Source organism: Salimicrobium jeotgali (assembly GCF_001685435.2).
Lineage (GTDB): Bacteria > Bacillota > Bacilli > Bacillales > Halobacillaceae > Salimicrobium > Salimicrobium album.
The window spans coordinates 1,869,243-1,885,124 of record NZ_CP011361.2; the positions used below are offsets into that span (position 1 = coordinate 1,869,243).

General features: G+C 45.6%; 18 protein-coding genes and 1 other annotated feature. Of the genes, 8 read left to right on the forward strand and 10 right to left on the reverse strand.

Annotated elements, in window-relative coordinates; translation table 11 throughout:
• The first annotated feature begins 35 nt into the window (after positions 1 to 35).
• From AAV35_RS09325 to AAV35_RS09335, 3 genes are all read left to right on the forward strand, one after another.
• Entirely contained in the window at positions 36 to 416 is a 381-nt protein-coding gene (locus AAV35_RS09325) for a DUF3899 domain-containing protein (protein WP_008590095.1), read from the forward strand.
• 36 nt (positions 417 to 452) lie between these two features.
• Positions 453 to 647: a binding site (T-box leader), on the forward strand.
• Positions 648 to 709: 62 nt separating this feature from the next.
• Complete coding sequence (gene trpS, locus AAV35_RS09330) at positions 710 to 1,714, forward strand: tryptophan--tRNA ligase (protein WP_008590096.1); 1,005 nt, start codon at positions 710 to 712, stop codon at positions 1,712 to 1,714.
• Between the two features lie 482 nt (positions 1,715 to 2,196).
• Positions 2,197 to 2,928, forward strand: coding sequence for an LCP family protein (locus AAV35_RS09335; RefSeq protein WP_420329555.1), 732 nt, complete (start codon positions 2,197 to 2,199; stop codon positions 2,926 to 2,928).
• 65 nt (positions 2,929 to 2,993) lie between these two features.
• Here AAV35_RS09335 and fabF read toward each other — a convergent pair whose 3' ends face one another.
• Together fabF and AAV35_RS09345 are read right to left on the reverse strand one after the other, a co-directional pair.
• On the reverse strand, positions 2,994 to 4,235 hold the full coding sequence (gene fabF, locus AAV35_RS09340; RefSeq protein ID WP_008590101.1) for a beta-ketoacyl-ACP synthase II: 1,242 nt from the start codon (positions 4,233 to 4,235) through the stop codon (positions 2,994 to 2,996).
• 82 nt (positions 4,236 to 4,317) lie between these two features.
• The gene (locus AAV35_RS09345; RefSeq protein WP_008590102.1) at positions 4,318 to 5,256 is read right to left on the reverse strand and encodes a beta-ketoacyl-ACP synthase III; all 939 of its coding nucleotides are present in this window, start codon (positions 5,254 to 5,256) and stop codon (positions 4,318 to 4,320) included.
• A gap of 300 nt (positions 5,257 to 5,556) precedes the next feature.
• Between AAV35_RS09345 and AAV35_RS09350 the strand changes: the two genes are divergently transcribed.
• Both AAV35_RS09350 and AAV35_RS09355 read left to right on the forward strand, forming a co-directional pair.
• Positions 5,557 to 5,733, forward strand: a complete 177-nt coding sequence (locus AAV35_RS09350; RefSeq protein ID WP_008590105.1) for a YjzD family protein — start codon at positions 5,557 to 5,559, stop codon at positions 5,731 to 5,733.
• An 85-nt stretch (positions 5,734 to 5,818) separates the two neighbouring features.
• Positions 5,819 to 6,631 (forward strand): undecaprenyl-diphosphate phosphatase, encoded by an 813-nt coding sequence (locus tag AAV35_RS09355; protein WP_008590107.1) that lies wholly within the window; start codon positions 5,819 to 5,821, stop codon positions 6,629 to 6,631.
• A 96-nt stretch (positions 6,632 to 6,727) separates the two neighbouring features.
• On the opposite strand, the gene AAV35_RS09360 is transcribed toward AAV35_RS09355, so the two are convergent.
• Positions 6,728 to 7,039: a metal-sulfur cluster assembly factor gene (locus AAV35_RS09360; RefSeq protein WP_008590109.1), complete on the reverse strand. Its 312-nt coding sequence runs from the start codon at positions 7,037 to 7,039 to the stop codon at positions 6,728 to 6,730.
• Between the two features lie 68 nt (positions 7,040 to 7,107).
• The gene (locus tag AAV35_RS09365; protein WP_008590110.1) at positions 7,108 to 7,872 is read right to left on the reverse strand and encodes an alpha/beta fold hydrolase; all 765 of its coding nucleotides are present in this window, start codon (positions 7,870 to 7,872) and stop codon (positions 7,108 to 7,110) included.
• A 119-nt stretch (positions 7,873 to 7,991) separates the two neighbouring features.
• Between AAV35_RS09365 and AAV35_RS09370 the strand changes: the two genes are divergently transcribed.
• A complete protein-coding gene (locus tag AAV35_RS09370; RefSeq protein ID WP_008590111.1) occupies positions 7,992 to 8,819 on the forward strand; it encodes a Cof-type HAD-IIB family hydrolase in 828 nt (275 codons plus the stop codon).
• Positions 8,820 to 8,952: 133 nt separating this feature from the next.
• Here AAV35_RS09370 and AAV35_RS09375 read toward each other — a convergent pair whose 3' ends face one another.
• Positions 8,953 to 9,405, reverse strand: coding sequence for a hypothetical protein (locus tag AAV35_RS09375; RefSeq protein ID WP_008590113.1), 453 nt, complete (start codon positions 9,403 to 9,405; stop codon positions 8,953 to 8,955).
• A 15-nt stretch (positions 9,406 to 9,420) separates the two neighbouring features.
• Positions 9,421 to 10,248, reverse strand: a complete 828-nt coding sequence (locus AAV35_RS09380) for a DUF2785 domain-containing protein (protein ID WP_008590116.1) — start codon at positions 10,246 to 10,248, stop codon at positions 9,421 to 9,423.
• 144 nt (positions 10,249 to 10,392) lie between these two features.
• Between AAV35_RS09380 and AAV35_RS09385 the strand changes: the two genes are divergently transcribed.
• Positions 10,393 to 10,656 carry a NifU N-terminal domain-containing protein gene (locus AAV35_RS09385; protein ID WP_008590118.1) on the forward strand — a complete coding sequence of 88 codons (264 nt, stop codon included), beginning with the start codon at positions 10,393 to 10,395 and terminating at the stop codon, positions 10,654 to 10,656.
• Between the two features lie 62 nt (positions 10,657 to 10,718).
• Here the strand turns inward: AAV35_RS09385 and AAV35_RS09390 are convergent, their stop codons facing one another.
• Entirely contained in the window at positions 10,719 to 11,738 is a 1,020-nt protein-coding gene (locus tag AAV35_RS09390) for a BsuPI-related putative proteinase inhibitor (protein WP_008590120.1), read from the reverse strand.
• Positions 11,739 to 11,790: 52 nt separating this feature from the next.
• The gene (locus AAV35_RS09395; protein ID WP_008590123.1) at positions 11,791 to 12,636 is read right to left on the reverse strand and encodes a YitT family protein; all 846 of its coding nucleotides are present in this window, start codon (positions 12,634 to 12,636) and stop codon (positions 11,791 to 11,793) included.
• A 131-nt stretch (positions 12,637 to 12,767) separates the two neighbouring features.
• On the opposite strand from AAV35_RS09395, the gene AAV35_RS09400 reads away from it, so the two are divergent.
• Positions 12,768 to 13,628, forward strand: a complete 861-nt coding sequence (locus AAV35_RS09400) for a DegV family protein (protein ID WP_008590126.1) — start codon at positions 12,768 to 12,770, stop codon at positions 13,626 to 13,628.
• A gap of 51 nt (positions 13,629 to 13,679) precedes the next feature.
• Here the strand turns inward: AAV35_RS09400 and AAV35_RS09405 are convergent, their stop codons facing one another.
• Both AAV35_RS09405 and AAV35_RS09410 read right to left on the reverse strand, forming a co-directional pair.
• Positions 13,680 to 15,095, reverse strand: coding sequence for an alpha-amylase family glycosyl hydrolase (locus tag AAV35_RS09405; protein WP_008590128.1), 1,416 nt, complete (start codon positions 15,093 to 15,095; stop codon positions 13,680 to 13,682).
• A gap of 374 nt (positions 15,096 to 15,469) precedes the next feature.
• Positions 15,470 to 15,826: a YisL family protein gene (locus tag AAV35_RS09410; protein ID WP_008590131.1), complete on the reverse strand. Its 357-nt coding sequence runs from the start codon at positions 15,824 to 15,826 to the stop codon at positions 15,470 to 15,472.
• Positions 15,827 to 15,882: the final 56 nt, after the last annotated feature.

Genomic DNA, 15,882 nt, shown 5'->3' on the forward strand with positions numbered 1-15,882 from the left:
GTAACGATTTGTTACATAGTGAGGAGTGTTTGGATATGGAAGCTGTAAAAAAGCCCTTCTTTGTATTGCTTGTTAATCTCGTAATCACCGCTCTGCTTTTTCTGTTCAACGCTCCTGCATATACATTGAAGTATTATATCAATTCCGTTTTCTACGTAGTATTCTTTTATTTATTCATCGCACTTATGATGTGGGTGATCCGCGGAAGATTCTTCGACGGGATCACTTACAGTTTTCGCAGATTCTACAATAAGACTTCAAAACAGCGGGACTATCTTGAAGAATGGAAGGGAAAACCTCTGCCCTCAGAAACCGTCAATCAAAGTTGGCTCCGGATGTTTTTCTTCCAGGGTGTTTTTATGCTGATGATTATGTTTGTGCTTTTGTTCTTCTACTATGCAGGGGTTGCAAATTAGCACCCGTTTCCCTATACTTCTATTACAATATATATTCAGAGAACAAGGATGGAAGATGAGTACGTACAATGTTCTATTGGTACAGAGATGCTGTGGTCGGTGCGAACAGCGAAGACATAGTACGGAAATTGGGCTTCCGGAGTTTTACCGTATATCGGCGTTAACGATTGAAGTCGGCTGTATGATCGCAATACAGCAATTAGGGTGGCACCGCGAGCATTCGTCCCTGCACAGGCAGAGAGGAATGCTTTTTGTATGTAGGAAATTAATTATATAAACAGGGAGCGATTACTATGTCCGTTATTTTTTCAGGTATTCAGCCGAGTGGCACACTTACTCTCGGCAACTATTTGGGAGCGTTGAAGCACTTCGTCGATCTGCAGGAGGACCACCACTGTTACTTCTGTATCGTAGATGAACATGCGATTACTATGCCACAGGACAGATTAAAATTGAGGGACAATATCCGTTCTCTTGCAGCTTTGTACCTTGCTGTAGGTATCGATCCAGGGAAATCCACACTGTTCATTCAGTCGGAAGTACCTGCCCACACTCAGCTTGGCTGGATGCTACAGAGTATCAGCTATATCGGGGAACTTGAACGGATGACCCAGTTCAAAGATAAATCACAGGGAGGCGGCAGAGACGGGGTTTCTTCCGGACTTCTCACATATCCGCCTCTTATGGCTGCGGATATCCTTCTTTATCAGACAGAGACTGTACCAGTAGGCGAAGATCAGAAACAGCATCTCGAACTTACACGGACGCTTGCGGAACGTTTCAACAATAAGTACAACAGCATTTTCACGGTACCCGAAGTCAGCATACCCACTACCGGGGCCCGGATCATGTCTCTCCAGAAGCCCGACAAGAAGATGAGTAAATCCGACGCCAACACAAAAGCATTCATTTCAATGCTCGATGCTCCTGATACGATAAGAAAGAAAATCAGGAGCGCCGTGACGGATTCGGAAGGAATCGTAGAATTCGACCCCGATAATAAGCCGGGAATTTCAAACCTGATTACCATTTATTCCGTCTGTACCGGCCGTTCGCCGGAGGAGTTGACAAATGCTTACCAGGGGCAGGGGTACGGAGACTTCAAAGCAGACGTAGCGGAGGCTGTCGTCGAAGTCCTCTCCCCTATCCAGGAAAAGTACTACGAGCTTCTCCATTCCGAAGAACTGGACCTGATTCTTGATGAAGGAGCCGGTAAAGCGAATGCTTCTGCAGAAAAGACGTTGAAAAAAGCGAAAAAAGCGATGGGACTCGGACGCGTTCATCAAAAGAGAAGTTGAATCTCAAGAAACTTTCCATACGGTACAAACCGGAACTTTTTCAGGTTCCGGTTTTTGTTTTTACATTAAGGAAGCGGACCAACGGATAAATTGGTATGAACGCTCAAAAATACAGATATGATTTCGTACTTTATGTAAGTATCTGGAGTACGGTATAATACGTTCAATTCCTTCTTTACTTATGAAAGGATACAAGGTACATTTGAATTGGTAAGCTACGGGAAAGGGGAATAATTATGGCTTCAAGCCGTGCAGTGCGCAGACGAAGAAAAAGTAAAAGAAAACTGAAATTGTTCGTCGCACTTATATTGATTTTAACATTGACAGTCGTAGGTTATACGGCTTTTGAATATTTGAGTGGAAAACACAACGCGGAAGGAATGGCTTCTGCAGACGCCAAAGCTACTTCGAGTGAAATGAACAGCGAGTATAAGGAAGATTGGAAAGGTACGGATAACGGGGATGGAAAGACGAACGTCCTGATGCTCGGAAGTGATCAGCGCGGCTCGGAAAAATCCCGTACCGATACAATTATGATTGCCCAGTACGATCCGGGTGCCCAGTCAGCGAAACTGGTCTCCATTATGAGAGACACATACGTCAAAATACCCGGCCACGGATATAATAAAATAAATGCTGCATTCGCCATTGGCGGTCCGGAACTGATGCGGAAAACGATAAAAGAAAATTTTGGTGTGGAGTTGGAGTATTACTCTCTTGTAGATTTTGACGGCTTCACACAAATTGTGGATACTATCGCTCCGGAAGGACTTCGTATCGATGTGGAAAAAGATATGAACTTCGAAGATAGCGCAGGCAAAATCGATCTTGAGAAAGGGGAACAGAAACTGGACGGAAAGGAACTGCTCGGGTATGCACGTTTCCGCAAAGATGCGGAAGGGGATTACGGACGTGTCCGCCGCCAGCAGCAGGTGATCACCCGTTTAAAAGAGGAAATCATTTCCCTGAACGGTGTATTAAAAACACCTCGGCTGATCGGTACAATCCAGCCTTACGTCGATACGAACCTCGGCACCGGGAAAACTCTTTCCCTGGCCAAGGACTTTCTTTTGAACCCTGTGGAGGATATTGAAAAACTACGCATACCGACTGATGACAATACGTGGAATGAACGTAAAGAGTACCCTATTGGTCTGGTACTGAATCACGATACAGAAGAGACAGCAAGAACGATCCAGGAATTTCTGGAATAAGCTAAAAGCCTTCCCTAGAGATGGTCAGGGAAGGCTTTTTTGTAATTTATTAATAGATTACAAAGTCAGTCTGCATATTTCTCAAAAATCAGCGCAACGTTGTGTCCTCCGAAACCGAGGGAGTTACTCATTACTGTCTGAATTTCCTTGGATCTTGCTTCGTTTGGTACATAGTCAAGGTCACACTCAGGATCCGCTTCCTCATGATTTATTGTAGGAGGGAGAATACTCTCATTGATAGCCTTCAGGGAAAAGATCGCTTCTATCGCTCCGGCCGCTCCTAAAAGGTGTCCGGTCATGGACTTCGTGGAAGACATGGCCAATTTGTAGGCATGATCCCCGAACACGGTTTTAGTGGCAATCGTTTCATATTTATCATTAAGTTCCGTAGAGGTACCGTGAGCGTTAATGTAATCAACAGTCTCCCTGCTGATTTCGGCATCTTCAAGAGCTTGACTCATGGCTCTTGCAGCACCCTCGCCTTCCGGAGCAGGAGCCGTAACATGGTGAGCGTCCCCTGTAGAACCGTAACCGGTAATTTCACCGTATATTTTAGCGCCTCTATTTTTCGCGGACTCAAGCGTCTCGAGAATGACAACGCCTGCGCCCTCTCCCATTACGAACCCGTCCCGGTTCCGGTCGAAAGGTCGGCTCGCTCTGGCCGGATCCTCATTCAGTGAGAGGGCCTTCGCTGAAGAGAAGCCGGCAAAAGCCATTTGAATCATCGGAGCTTCTGTCCCGCCGGCAATCATAATGTCGGCGTCTCCCCGCTGTATCACTTTGAAGGCATCTCCGATAGAGTTGGCACCCGAGGCACAGGCTGTTACCGTACACGAGTTGATGCCTTTGGCGCCCAGCGAGATGGAAACCTGACCGGCGGCCATATCCGGAATCATCATAGGGATAAAAAATGGGCTCACGCGCCGATATCCCTTCTTCTGAAACTTCTCGAACTCTGATTCATACGTGCCCATGCCGCCGATTCCTGAGCCGATCCACACACCGGTACGCGGAGCGATTTCTTCGGTGATTTCAAGGTTTGCATCCTTTACGGCCATGTGGGAAGCTGCTACTGCGTACTGGACGAATGGATCCATCCGTCTGGCTTCTTTCTTATCAACGTACGGCGAGACGTCGAAACCTTTCAGCTCGGCCGCCACGGAGACCGGGTAATTGGCAGGGTCCATTTTAGTCATGGGGCCTATACCCGACTCTCCTTTCTTTATACTGTTCCATGTATCTTCGACATTATTACCTAAGGGTGTTACGGCACCCAGACCGGTAATAACGACTCGCTTATTATCCATCCTCTGCTTCCTCCTTAAAAATTCGCTGAATATTATCTATAAGTTACTTTTCGGTTCACCTCGTCCGTGAAACCTCAGAGCTTTATTTGCCCCAGCGCAGTGCGACTGCACCCCACGTCAATCCGCCGCCGAATCCGACGAGGACTACGAGGTCTCCGTTTTTGATTTTACCTGCTTTCACTTCTTCTGACAAAGCGACAGGGATAGATGCTGAAGAAGTGTTCCCGTACTTCCTGATAGTTGTGGCCATTTTCTCCGGAGGGATGCCGAGACGTTCTCTGGCAGCTTCCATAATACGGATGTTCGCCTGATGAGGCACGAGAAAGTCTACATCCTCTTCTTTCAGACCGATTTTTTTCACGACATTCACGGAAGACTCGGGCATCTGACGCACAGCAAACTTAAACACTTCACGGCCGTTCATCTGAAGTGCATCTTTCTGGTCCTGATACAAATGCGGTCCGCCCGATCCATCGGCACCAAGTTCGAAAGATAGTATTCCTTTTTCGTCGTCTACCGGACCGATCACTGCAGCACCGGATGCGTCTCCGAACAGCACGCACGTATTACGGTCTTCCCAGTCGGTAATTTTCGAAAGTTTATCGGTTCCGACTACGAGAATGTTTTTATAGGCTCCAGTATCAATGAACTGTTTAGCGGTGATCACACCGTACATAAAACCGGCACACGCTGCCCCGAGGTCCATGGCAGCAACTTTATTGGCGCCGAGTTTATGCTGAAGCATGGCCGATACGGAAGGGAAAGGCTGATCCGGTGTAACCGTAGCGACAATGATCATGTCCAGATCCTCCGCTGTCATACCGGCGTCTTCAAGAGCATTGACTGCTGCATTGTAAGACATATCAGAAGTATCTTCCCCATCAGCTGCAATCCTTCTTTCTTCGATCCCCGTACGGGTGCGTATCCATTCGTCACTGGTATCTACAATTTGTTCCATATCCTTATTTGTAAGCACTTTTTCGGGTGTATAATGTCCAATTCCGAGAAATCCAGCATTCATGTTTTCATCCCCTTAAGGTATAATCTAATCTTATTACTTGGTGCTAATTCTAATGTAAATTATACCTGTCTGCAAGCACTTTGGCCGGAGAATCGCCTTATTCCGCGAAGATTCAGGCTGACCTCGCCTTTTCAGCGAACCCTTCCGGTCCTGATTTTTTTCGTAAATGTCATATGACAGAAGATCCTCTTGGCCTCTTATCTCCTGAAGATACGCGGTGAAATATGTTTTTTTGTTTTATTTCTTTCCGGCTTTTGGTAATATGAGTAGTAAGATTGTACATAATTGAGGTGAATAACAATGCGTATTCTTTACACGATTCTATGGTCATTCCTATTCAGCTTCATGACTGCTTACGTAATAAGCAACATGAACCAGGTTGATTTCTCCATGCTTCAGGTCATTTTAATGACTGCCATATTCACGGGCGCAGTTATATTACTCGGAGAAGTAGGTCTGAAAGAGGAAGAAGCTTAAAAGAAGCGCTCAGCGCGCTTCTTTTTTTAATGGTGGAAGACCCGTACTACAAACAGAAGTTTAATCAGAAGGAGGCTTCTTTACATTGGAAGCGATATGGTTATGGATCAAATACTTACTATTGGGCATATTTCAGGGATTTACGGAACCGATCCCCATCTCTTCAAGCGGACATCTGGTCATTTTACAGGAACTTATTTCCCTGAGCGATGAAGGGCTTGATTTTCTTGTTCTCGTCAACTTCGGTTCATTGATTGCCGTGCTTATCATTTACCGGAATGATATTACCCGCCTCATCCGGAACGGTTTCGGATACATTTTCAAACAGGAAAAAGCACATAAAGAAGACTTTGATTTCATCCTCTACCTTGTAGTTGCGACTATTCCTGCAGGTATTCTCGGAGTTGTATTCGGAGATTATATAGACAGTAACCTCGATGCCGTATGGATTGTGGGAGCGACGCTGCTCGTAACGGGACTGGCTCTCTGGGTTATAAGAAACATACGCGGGGGGAAAAACGACAGGAACCTGACAATGAAAGATGCGGTTATTGTGGGACTTGCCCAAGGGGTGGCCCTCATACCCGGCATCAGTCGTTCAGGAGCGACTATTGTAGCCGCCATGCTGCTCGGGATGAAGCAGGAAACGGCTCTGCGCTTCTCTTTCCTTCTATTTATCCCGGTAAGTCTCGGTTCGATGCTTCTTTCACTCGAAGACATTCTCGGAGCAAAAAGCGGACAATTATGGGCTGCTTACGTACTGGCTTTTGCCGGTTCCATAGTAGCTTCCTATTATTCCCTTCGCTGGTTCATGAACGTTATGGCCAACGGTAACCTGAAGTATTTCGCCTACTATTGTTTTGCTGTCGGTATTCTCGTCCTGCTGTTTTTATCCTGAGCAGCGACCGGAGTATCAGCATAAAAAATTCCCTCCGGAGGAAAGCGTCTGTACTAGCACGCAGCCTTCGGGGGGAATTTTTTGATTTCGTATAAATCAATCCGGAATACCAAGAGCTATCTTCGCATAGCGGCTCATGCGATCTTTGCTCCACGGCGGGTTCCATACGATATTTACCTGAATTTCATCAATTTCAGGGAGATCGGATAAAGCGCGTTTTACATCCTGCTCGATGTGTCCTGCCAATGGGCATCCCATCGCAGTAAGGGTCATCGTAACAACCGCCTTATTATTTTCATCTACGTCTACGCCATATACCAGGCCTAAGTTCACAATGTCTATACCAAGTTCCGGGTCAATAACGTTTTCAAGAGCACCCATTGCGTTTTCTTCGATTGCAGTAGTCATTATTCAGCCTCCTTCTTATCTTCTTATACGTATTATAACGAAAAATAGAGCGAACGTTAAATTTTTCGCTACAATATTTTTTCAAGCCACTTCGTCATCTCCAGAATACCACTCCGGCTTACTTTGTGATCCCTCCCCGGTTCTTTGATATGACGGATCGCCTGCTTGTTTCTGTATTGACACTCCACTTCGTTGTAAAACTCATAGCTGTGAGTGAACGGCACAACAGGATCCGCATCTCCATGCCAGAAGAAAAGCGGTCTCTCCTTCAATTTCTCAGGATGAAGCGAGAGATCTATCGTAGAAAGCGCCCAGTACAGACTGTTCAATTCTTCGTCGCTGACAGGAAGCTCTCCTCCACTTGCTCTTACGTCCTCTATTATCTTTTTTGAAAACTCTACCGGTTTCGGAGATCCCATCATGACGCAGGCCGCATTTATCCACGGGTACATCGTCAAAGCCGCCGTAGTCGTAATGCCGCCCATGGAAGTACCGCCGACTCCGAAACGGTCCCCTTCCAGCAGATCACGGATTTCCAGTTCATCATACAGAACCTGGAGTTCTTTCAGGTTTTGGTAAACAATATCCCAGAATTTGAGATTGAGCTGCTGCTGGTGCAGTTTTTCTTCGCGCTCTCCGTGGTACAGACTGTCCGGGAGCAGCACACGGTACCCTTTCTCCGCAAGCAGATAAGCCTGTGGTAAGTTGTGTTCTTTGGCGGAAGTGAATCCGTGGAAATATGTAAATACCGGGAGCGGTTCTCCCTGTTTCGCCGCTTCGGTGACGTGCAGAAGCGGAATTCCTCTCCATGACTCGCGTTGTACTGAAATCATTGGCTCTTTCCTTTCTTTTCTTAATTTACTTTGGTAAAATACGAATATTCTCAGTTAATAGTAACATTCACAAATTTCATTGGAAAGTTTTACATATTTCCAATAGTCGAGGTGACGAAATGAATAAACATATAATTGCGCTGGACTTGGACGGAACACTTCTCACAGATGAAAAAACGATCAGTCCCAGTACGAAGGCAGCCGTACAACAGATTATTCAGGAAGGCCATATCGTAGTTATATCTACCGGCCGTCCGCACAGGGCCAGTATTAAATATTATCACGAACTTGGACTGGATACTCCGATGGTGAACTTCAACGGGGCACTTATCCACCATCCACTGAACCAGAAGTGGGATGTTATCCACTCCCCTCTCCCTTTACGAAAAGCAAGAGAGATCATCCACATGGCGAACGAAATGGGTGTGAAGAATATTCTCGCCGAAGTAAAAGATCACGTCCACCTTCATTATTACGACGAAGACATGATGAAAATATTCGATACGAACGAACATCCCGTAACCGTGGGCCCGCTCACCAATCATTTGAAAACCGATCCCACGTCCCTGCTTATTCAACCGAAAGAAGGAGACATGGAAAAAGTGAAGTATATCCGCGAAGAGCTCGACAAACATGCCGAAGCCATCGATCATAGGCGATGGGGCGCTCCATGGCACGTTATCGAAATTGTCCGGTCAGGATTGAACAAAGCGGTAGGACTTCATAAGATTGCCCACTACTACCGCATACCACGCGAGAGGATTATAGCTTTCGGTGATGAGGACAACGACTTCGAAATGATAGATTACGCCGGCACAGGAGTGGCGATGGGGAATGCGATTGACGGGCTTAAATCAATTGCCGATGAAACGACCGCTTCTAACGAAGAAGACGGCATCGCCCATTTCCTTAACAGTTATTTTCAAATGAAACCTTCCATACGATAATTGCTTGATGGTATGAAAGAGAAGTCCTGGCATGCTGATCACGCCAGGACTTCTTAATTTATTATATCAACCTGGTATCTACTCTGAAAAAAGGCAGCCACCTGTAAACTGACTCCTCATCTTTTTTTCTCTGTCAGACAGCAGCAGGGCGGTCTTTCCATTTCAGCACATCATAACTGCCCGACAGGACCAATCCGAATACGGCATGTCCTGCAAGCCAGAGGGAAATTGCTTTCCCGTCCCGAAGCGAGGGGGTTTCCTGTATAGCGAGAAGAGTCAGCGGCACATACGTAAGTGCAGCGCCTGCGGACAGCAGCCCTGAAAGTACAAAACGGAATGTCGAGTCCCAGGCTTTTCTCTTTTCAACTATATAAACGAAAATAAAACCTATGCTCAAAGAGACAGATAGATGAAGCATCCATTCCAGTGCAGGGTGACCCATCGCATGACGGACTCCCGGAATAAAATCCACGTTCATCAGAAGGGTGTAGACGGAAAGACCGAAAATCTTCTCTATGCCGTAAAGAAAACCTCCAAGAGCGACACCTGCAATAGTGCCGATCCACGCTCCGATTTTTTTGATCATGCCCGTCCCCTCCTTTTAGTAGTGCTCCTGAGTTCTTAATTCCCTTAATATCTGAAGTAAAACCTCACAAATTTCTTCTTCCTCTTCATCAATCAGTCGGAAATAAAGAGCGCGGAGCAGATGCTTACCGTTATTAATGATAAGATCTTCCTCCGGATCCTTCCAATTTTCCCGTTCATAGAGGAAAGTCCATAGCCACGCGACCTTCTCTTCTTTTTCTATCTTATCGAACATAGTTATAATCGCAGTCACCATATGCTCTTCTTCATCGAACAGGTAGGGTCTGTCTATGAGAAATTGTTCACGGATGATCGGCAGCATTCCTTTCACTTCCTCCCCTGTAATACACGCGCAGGCGGACAGGCTGTTAAGTGCTTTGCCGGCGTGAGCCATCGTATGCACCCAGCCTTTTCCTTTCACGTAACCGCGATGATCCTGTTCCTGCTTCATGTATTTTTTCAGGTTTTCCCATACCCGGTGTATATTTTCCTCGGAAAGGAAAGCGTTACTTGAATGTCGGGAGAGGATGGGGGACATGAGTAATACTGAATAACTGCGACGGAACACAGCGTCTTCTTCCTGTTTGGACGTATTGATTCTATAAAATAAATAATTTTTATTCATCAGAGATGTGAGCATATTTCTAAGCTGCTGATCTGAGTATTTTTCTCTTTGGATGAAAGTGGACAATATATTGTGAATAAGTTCCGAACGTAAATAAGGGTCCACCGCCCCCATATTCTGGAGCATCACTGTCGTTATTTCCTGCTGGTTGACGCGTTCAGGAAGAGTATAGTCGTTTTCCTTAATTTCTTCCAGCGTTTCTTTAAGTCTGTTCTTCATATGTTCACCTCTATTACTACTCAAAAAGTGTTTTTATTGTACCACAAACCTTCGCAACGAATAGAATGTTTTGTTTCTTCGTTTTGCTCCCGCCCTTTTTCTGCTAAAATGAATAAGTACAAAGGTTACAAGGAGGTTTTTTAAATGGGCGTAGTTGTAGAAGAAACACCGAATCCCAATGCCAGAAAATTCACGACGGATTCCCGTATTTTCCCCGGGGATGGAAGTGTGTCCGTAATGCCGGGACAGACGAGCGATTTCCCGATTATGAATGCACTGATGGAACTCGAAGGAGTCGATAACGTATTCGGCTTCCAAAATTTCATTACTGTCAATAAAAAATCGGATGCCGACTGGGATCAGCTGACTCCGAAAGTGGAAGCTGCAGTCAAAGAAGCCGGCTATTAAGAAGACTCTGAGACAGAAAGGCTGTCTCAGAGTCTTCTTTTACTTTATCCGTCTTTCCGGGCTCATTCTTCCCCGAATCGGTCAAGAGGTACGTAATTAACGTTCACAGGTTCATTGTCCTTGGCATTTCTGTCGTAAATCATAAGCGTAATTGCTCCGGAATCCGGCAACTCAGATTCAGGGATGGAAATGGCGAGCTCAAATTGCGACCAGTTCGGCGCCCCCGCATCCACTTGAACAGTCGTTTCCGAAATTAGTTCATTATGACCGTCTTCTACTCTGTAGAGGAAGTCTCCTTCGAAAACGCGGGCTTCCCCGCTCACTGTATAGTTTCCTTTTTCCCCGGACAGTTCAAGGTTACGAAAAGCGTCATTGCCTTCCACAGAACTCGATGGCTCGGATGGTTCCGGGTCTCCTTCTTCCTCTGTACCTTGTTCAGTTCCTTCTCCCTCAGCACTTCCTGACTCTTCGGAAGAACTTTCTTTCTGTTTCTCGATAGTGAAAGCTGAAGTGGACGTAAACTCCATGTCCTTCACTTTATCACCGTTCACCGTATTGACCAGAAATGTCACCGTCGCTTCATATTCTCCAGGCGTCACGTTCTCTTTCCACTCTACTGCATTCTCAAGCTTTTGTCCGGCTTCTATATTTTCGGATGTTTTAGCCTGTGTAAATGAGCGATCAGCAGAAAAAGTGTACACATTTTCACCCTTTTGATCCGTTATGCGGACATCGAACTGCTGTCCCGACAGGAATCCTGCTTCTACAGCTTCTTCACCTTCATTCGTCAAAGAGAAACTAATATCGGCTTTTTTCCCTGAAGTTTCAGCACTGCTTTTCACTGCAAGCTGTTCAGCCAGTACCTGTCCGTTACTCTCGTCACTCGTTTTCTTTTCTTCATTTCCTTCGTTATTCTGCTGTGCACTTTCTTTCTCGTTTTTCTTTTCTTCATTTTCTCCGTTACTCTGCTGTTCGCTCTCTTCCTCATTTTTCTTTTCTTCTGTCTTACCCGTTTCATCGGCTCCACACGCCGAAAGACCAATAACTCCTGTGATCAGAATTGCCATCCACCATTTTTTCATTTCATTTCCCCCTTACAGGACTGTTATACTACTTTACTAATGTACCTTATTTTCATTCTTTTCGGAAGAAGCCGAAGACACCGGTGGTCTGGACAATATTGGTGAACGCCCGGTCATCGACATCGTGAATAATATGTTGAAGATCGTAAAGCTCGTAGCGGGAGATAACCATTATCAGCATATTTTTGTCCTCACCGGTGAAAGCCCCTCTTGCCGGTAACGTAGTAATACCCCGGACCACCTGAGCGTGGATTGCCTCTTCCATATCTTCTGCCTTCGAAGTAATAATCATCGCTGTCAGTTTTTCATGACGGGTATGTATTGCATCAATCACCCGCGTCGTAACGTATAGAGTCAGCAAAGTATATAAAGCATTTTCCGGTTTATAAATCAGACCGGCTACGGCGATGATAGCACTGTTGATTATAAGGAAATAAGTGCCGATCGGCCGGTCTTTCATCCGGGAGAGGACCATAGCGATAATATCAAGCCCTCCGGTGGACGCCCCCCATTTAAGGGTGATACCTACACCGACACCCCCGAGCACGCCACCGAACACAGCGTTAAGTATAATGTCCTCCGACAATTGCAAAAGCGGTATAACTTCGAGGAAAAATGTCGTAAAAGCCACTGATATTGCGCTGTACACAGTAAACCCTTTTCCTACTTTCAGCCAACCGAGTATCGCAACAGGTATGTTCAGAATAAATAATATGATTCCGGTGCTGATAAAATGGATGTCCAGAAAATCCTGAATGATACTCGTTAAGAGCTGGGCCATACCGGTAAAACCGCTTGCGTAAACATTTGCTTCTATGAGAAATAAGTTCAGGCTGACTGCGTTAAACAGTGCACCTATAATAACGACGATGATCCTTTTCGTTTCAAATGTAAACATGGTGCTCCCCCCCTGTCTTTTTTAATTATAGATTATTATTACTGAAATGAACATATGGTATACTTTGACTAAATAACTTCTTAGACATAAACTTAACATAGAACTCACTCTAATAGAATGAAGGTGAAAAAATGAGCGTACAAATCATCTGCGATTCTGCAAGTGACCTTTCAGAAGCTACATTGAGCGAATACGGAGTGGATCGCGTATCGTTGAAAGTTCTTCTTAAAGGCAAAGAGCATGAAGATGGTCAGGACCTTTCTCCCAAAGAAGTGTATGATGCGATGAGAGAAGGGGAAGCTCCGAAGACGTCACAGGTGACGGCCCAGGACTTCCGCGAACTCTTCACCGAAAAAATTGCCGCCGATCAGCCATTTCTATACATCGCTTTTTCCTCCGCCCTCTCCGGGACTTATCAGTCGGCAAAAGTAGTGGAGCAGGAGCTGAAAGAAGAATACCCGAAGGCCAAATTTGCAGTAATCGACACGAAAGCCGCCTCTCTCGGGTACGGACTCATCGTGCTAAGAGCAGCGGAAGAGAGTCGGAAAAACGCGACGCTGCGGGATCTTATATCCCTCGTTTCCTACCACTCCAAACATATGGAACATTTATTTACAGTAGACGACCTTTCATACCTTCAGCGTGGTGGTCGGGTAACCAAAGCAGAGGCTTTCGTCGGCAGTCTTCTTAAAATTAAACCTCTTCTGCACGTCGACGACGGGAACCTTGTGCCCCTTGAGAAGATCCGCGGTCAGAAGAAAGTATTTAAGCGCATGATTGAACTGATGGAAGAGCGCGGAAAAGATCTGAAACGCCAGCGTATCGCAATCAGTCACGGAGATAGCGAAGAGAGGGCGAAGCAGCTCGCCTCTATGATTGAAGAAAGATTCTCCCCTGCAGATATCCACATAGATATGGTGGGCGCAGCTATCGGAGCCCACGCCGGCCCGGGAACGATAGCACTCTTCTTTATAAATGAAGAGTACAGGTAAAAACCCCTCATTTACAGAGCAAAAGGTCAAAAAAATCAACGAACACGACGCTCAGTGTCCGTTGATTTTTTGTTTTCTGTTTTTTACCATTGTCATTATAACAAAGATGACGAAAATAGCCATTACGCTTACGACAAAACCGACGAATAACCAGTTGATCCCTGCCGAATCTTCCACGACGAACACATCGGCGGTCTCACGCTCCAGCACCACCCGGTACTTCCCATCATCTGACTGTCTGAGAAAACCGTCATGCATCAGACCGCGTAACTGTTTATTGTCTCCGAGCGAAGTTACAATGCCGCTTTTCGTTTCCTCCGAATTGTTTACGGCTACAAGCATTGTTTTCTCCCCGTCGATTTTAAACACTTCCATACCGCCTTCGTTATACACTTTCTGAACTTCACCTTTCGCAAACGACGGGAACTCATTTTGCATCGCGTTCAACTTATTTATCCTTCTGGTTACTTCTTCGTCTGTTCCACCAAAGTTCATCATCGGTAAATTCCCGATTCCTGGCTTTTCCCCCATAGGGATCGCTGTTCCATACTGTACTACGGCTACATCGTGATCGGTATACAGTTGGGTCAGAGCCAGTTTCCATCTCGTCACCGGGTTAAAACCAGCCTCCTGAGATAACGTCGTGAAACGTCTCGTATCATGAAAATCAACAGCACTAGCGGTGGTCCCCTCTTTCGCCGGAGCCGGCAGTTCTATGTTACCTGTTCCTGAAAAGCTTTCAGAAATCGCTTCCTGATACGATTCATCATACCATATGTCAAAACCTGCTTTGCTGTAGGAAGAATCTTCTCCCTTACCGATCAGTACCATATCCGTAACATCGCTTAAAGTTTTTTGCCAAAAGTCCGGGCTGGCCTCTTCCACTTCCGGAAAACCGAAGCCGTCCAGACCCGCTTCTTCTTTCCAGTACGAAAGAATGGAACTTATTTCTTTTTGTACATCCCCGCCGGTTTCCTTCACCTTGACTTCCCCGTTTCCGGAGCGTTCCGTAAAACCTTTTTCCACCCATGGATGGTCTTCGTCGATGCCCATCAGTGGCATATCCATAATCACTTTCATATCTCGATTGTGGGCTTCTTCGGTAAGCGTCCGGACTTCTTTCATTGTACCTAAGTGTTCATCCACTTTTTTGTAGTCCTTCACCTCGTACCCTTCAAAGTCCGACGAACTCATCAGCGGCGATAACCAGATTGTCGTAAATCCGAGATCCTTGATATAGTCCAGTTTCTCTGTGACGCCCTGGAGGTCGCCACCGTGATACCCGTTTTCTTTGCCGGTCTCAAGGTTCTTATCGTTAGCGGTCTTCCCGTTCATGAAACGGTCCACCGTTATGTAATAAATACTTTCACCTTTCCATTTCTCTCCTTCTTCTGCCGTGGCCGGTGTGGGAAGTACCCAAAAAAGAAGAGACGAAAGAATGAGCATAAGACCTGTCATTCTTCTCATCTGTCCTACCCCCTCAAATTTTCAATCATTATTAAAGGTTATCCTTCCAGTACCTTTACCGTCAACTATTATCTTTACATAAATACTCTCTCAGATTGAAAAGAGTATAAATCGTCCACACTTTCTTCACAGCTCTTTTCGATGTCTCGAGTTCCTCCACTTATTGCAGTAATTCACTTCTATCCGCTATAAATATTTTCAAAAAATTTATTGACTTTATAAATGAGAATGATTATCATTACAAGTGAGGGTGATTCCTCGCCATAACCTTGAACATAGTAGCAGGCACTCCCCCGTGCCTGACCCCCTTATCACAATAAAAAAAAGGAGTGATCCGCTGGTCCGGACCACTCCTTTTTTTATTAAATTTACGATTATGGCAATATGCCCATCGGCAGCATTACGAAACCGAGGAAAAGTGCCAATAGTACGGAAATGGTAAGCTGTGTCCACCAGCTCGTAACTTTTTGACCTTTTTTCTTTTTGACAACCACCATCTCTATGGAGGCGATCACCCAGATTCCGACCAGGAGTTTAATGATAACTGCCGGACCGTAGCTGGAGTAAGAAGCGAAAAGATCTCCTCCGGAATAAAGAATCAGTAAATAGTCTAAGCGTAGAATCATGTGAGAAATCTTGGCAGGCTTTAAATTTCCCGAATTTAAAAACGTTGACACCAGCGCAAGAAGTGCTAAAGCCAGCACCCATGAAAAAATATGTAGATGCGTCATTTCATCATCCTCCTTTCTCTTCTTATCGTATCACTTCTCCCTCCCGATTCCCAATG

Bases quoted from the DNA above. Each gene is read 5' to 3' on its own strand.
- trpS (WP_008590096.1), top strand. From the start codon at position 710: ATGTCCGTTATTTTTTCAGGTATTCAGCCGAGTGGCACACTTACTCTC.
- AAV35_RS09410 (WP_008590131.1), bottom strand. From the start codon at position 15,826: ATGACGCATCTACATATTTTTTCATGGGTGCTGGCTTTAGCACTTCTT.
- AAV35_RS09385 (WP_008590118.1), top strand. From the start codon at position 10,393: ATGGGCGTAGTTGTAGAAGAAACACCGAATCCCAATGCCAGAAAATTC.
- AAV35_RS09390 (WP_008590120.1), bottom strand. From the start codon at position 11,738: ATGAAAAAATGGTGGATGGCAATTCTGATCACAGGAGTTATTGGTCTT.
- AAV35_RS09370 (WP_008590111.1), top strand. From the start codon at position 7,992: ATGAATAAACATATAATTGCGCTGGACTTGGACGGAACACTTCTCACA.
- AAV35_RS09375 (WP_008590113.1), bottom strand. From the start codon at position 9,405: ATGATCAAAAAAATCGGAGCGTGGATCGGCACTATTGCAGGTGTCGCT.
- AAV35_RS09405 (WP_008590128.1), bottom strand. From the start codon at position 15,095: ATGAGAAGAATGACAGGTCTTATGCTCATTCTTTCGTCTCTTCTTTTT.
- AAV35_RS09325 (WP_008590095.1), top strand. From the start codon at position 36: ATGGAAGCTGTAAAAAAGCCCTTCTTTGTATTGCTTGTTAATCTCGTA.
- AAV35_RS09350 (WP_008590105.1), top strand. From the start codon at position 5,557: ATGCGTATTCTTTACACGATTCTATGGTCATTCCTATTCAGCTTCATG.
- AAV35_RS09335 (WP_420329555.1), top strand. From the start codon at position 2,197: ATGCTCGGAAGTGATCAGCGCGGCTCGGAAAAATCCCGTACCGATACA.
- AAV35_RS09365 (WP_008590110.1), bottom strand. From the start codon at position 7,872: ATGATTTCAGTACAACGCGAGTCATGGAGAGGAATTCCGCTTCTGCAC.
- AAV35_RS09360 (WP_008590109.1), bottom strand. From the start codon at position 7,039: ATGACTACTGCAATCGAAGAAAACGCAATGGGTGCTCTTGAAAACGTT.
- AAV35_RS09395 (WP_008590123.1), bottom strand. From the start codon at position 12,636: ATGTTTACATTTGAAACGAAAAGGATCATCGTCGTTATTATAGGTGCA.
- AAV35_RS09380 (WP_008590116.1), bottom strand. From the start codon at position 10,248: ATGAAGAACAGACTTAAAGAAACGCTGGAAGAAATTAAGGAAAACGAC.
- AAV35_RS09400 (WP_008590126.1), top strand. From the start codon at position 12,768: ATGAGCGTACAAATCATCTGCGATTCTGCAAGTGACCTTTCAGAAGCT.
- fabF (WP_008590101.1), bottom strand. From the start codon at position 4,235: ATGGATAATAAGCGAGTCGTTATTACCGGTCTGGGTGCCGTAACACCC.
- AAV35_RS09345 (WP_008590102.1), bottom strand. From the start codon at position 5,256: ATGAATGCTGGATTTCTCGGAATTGGACATTATACACCCGAAAAAGTG.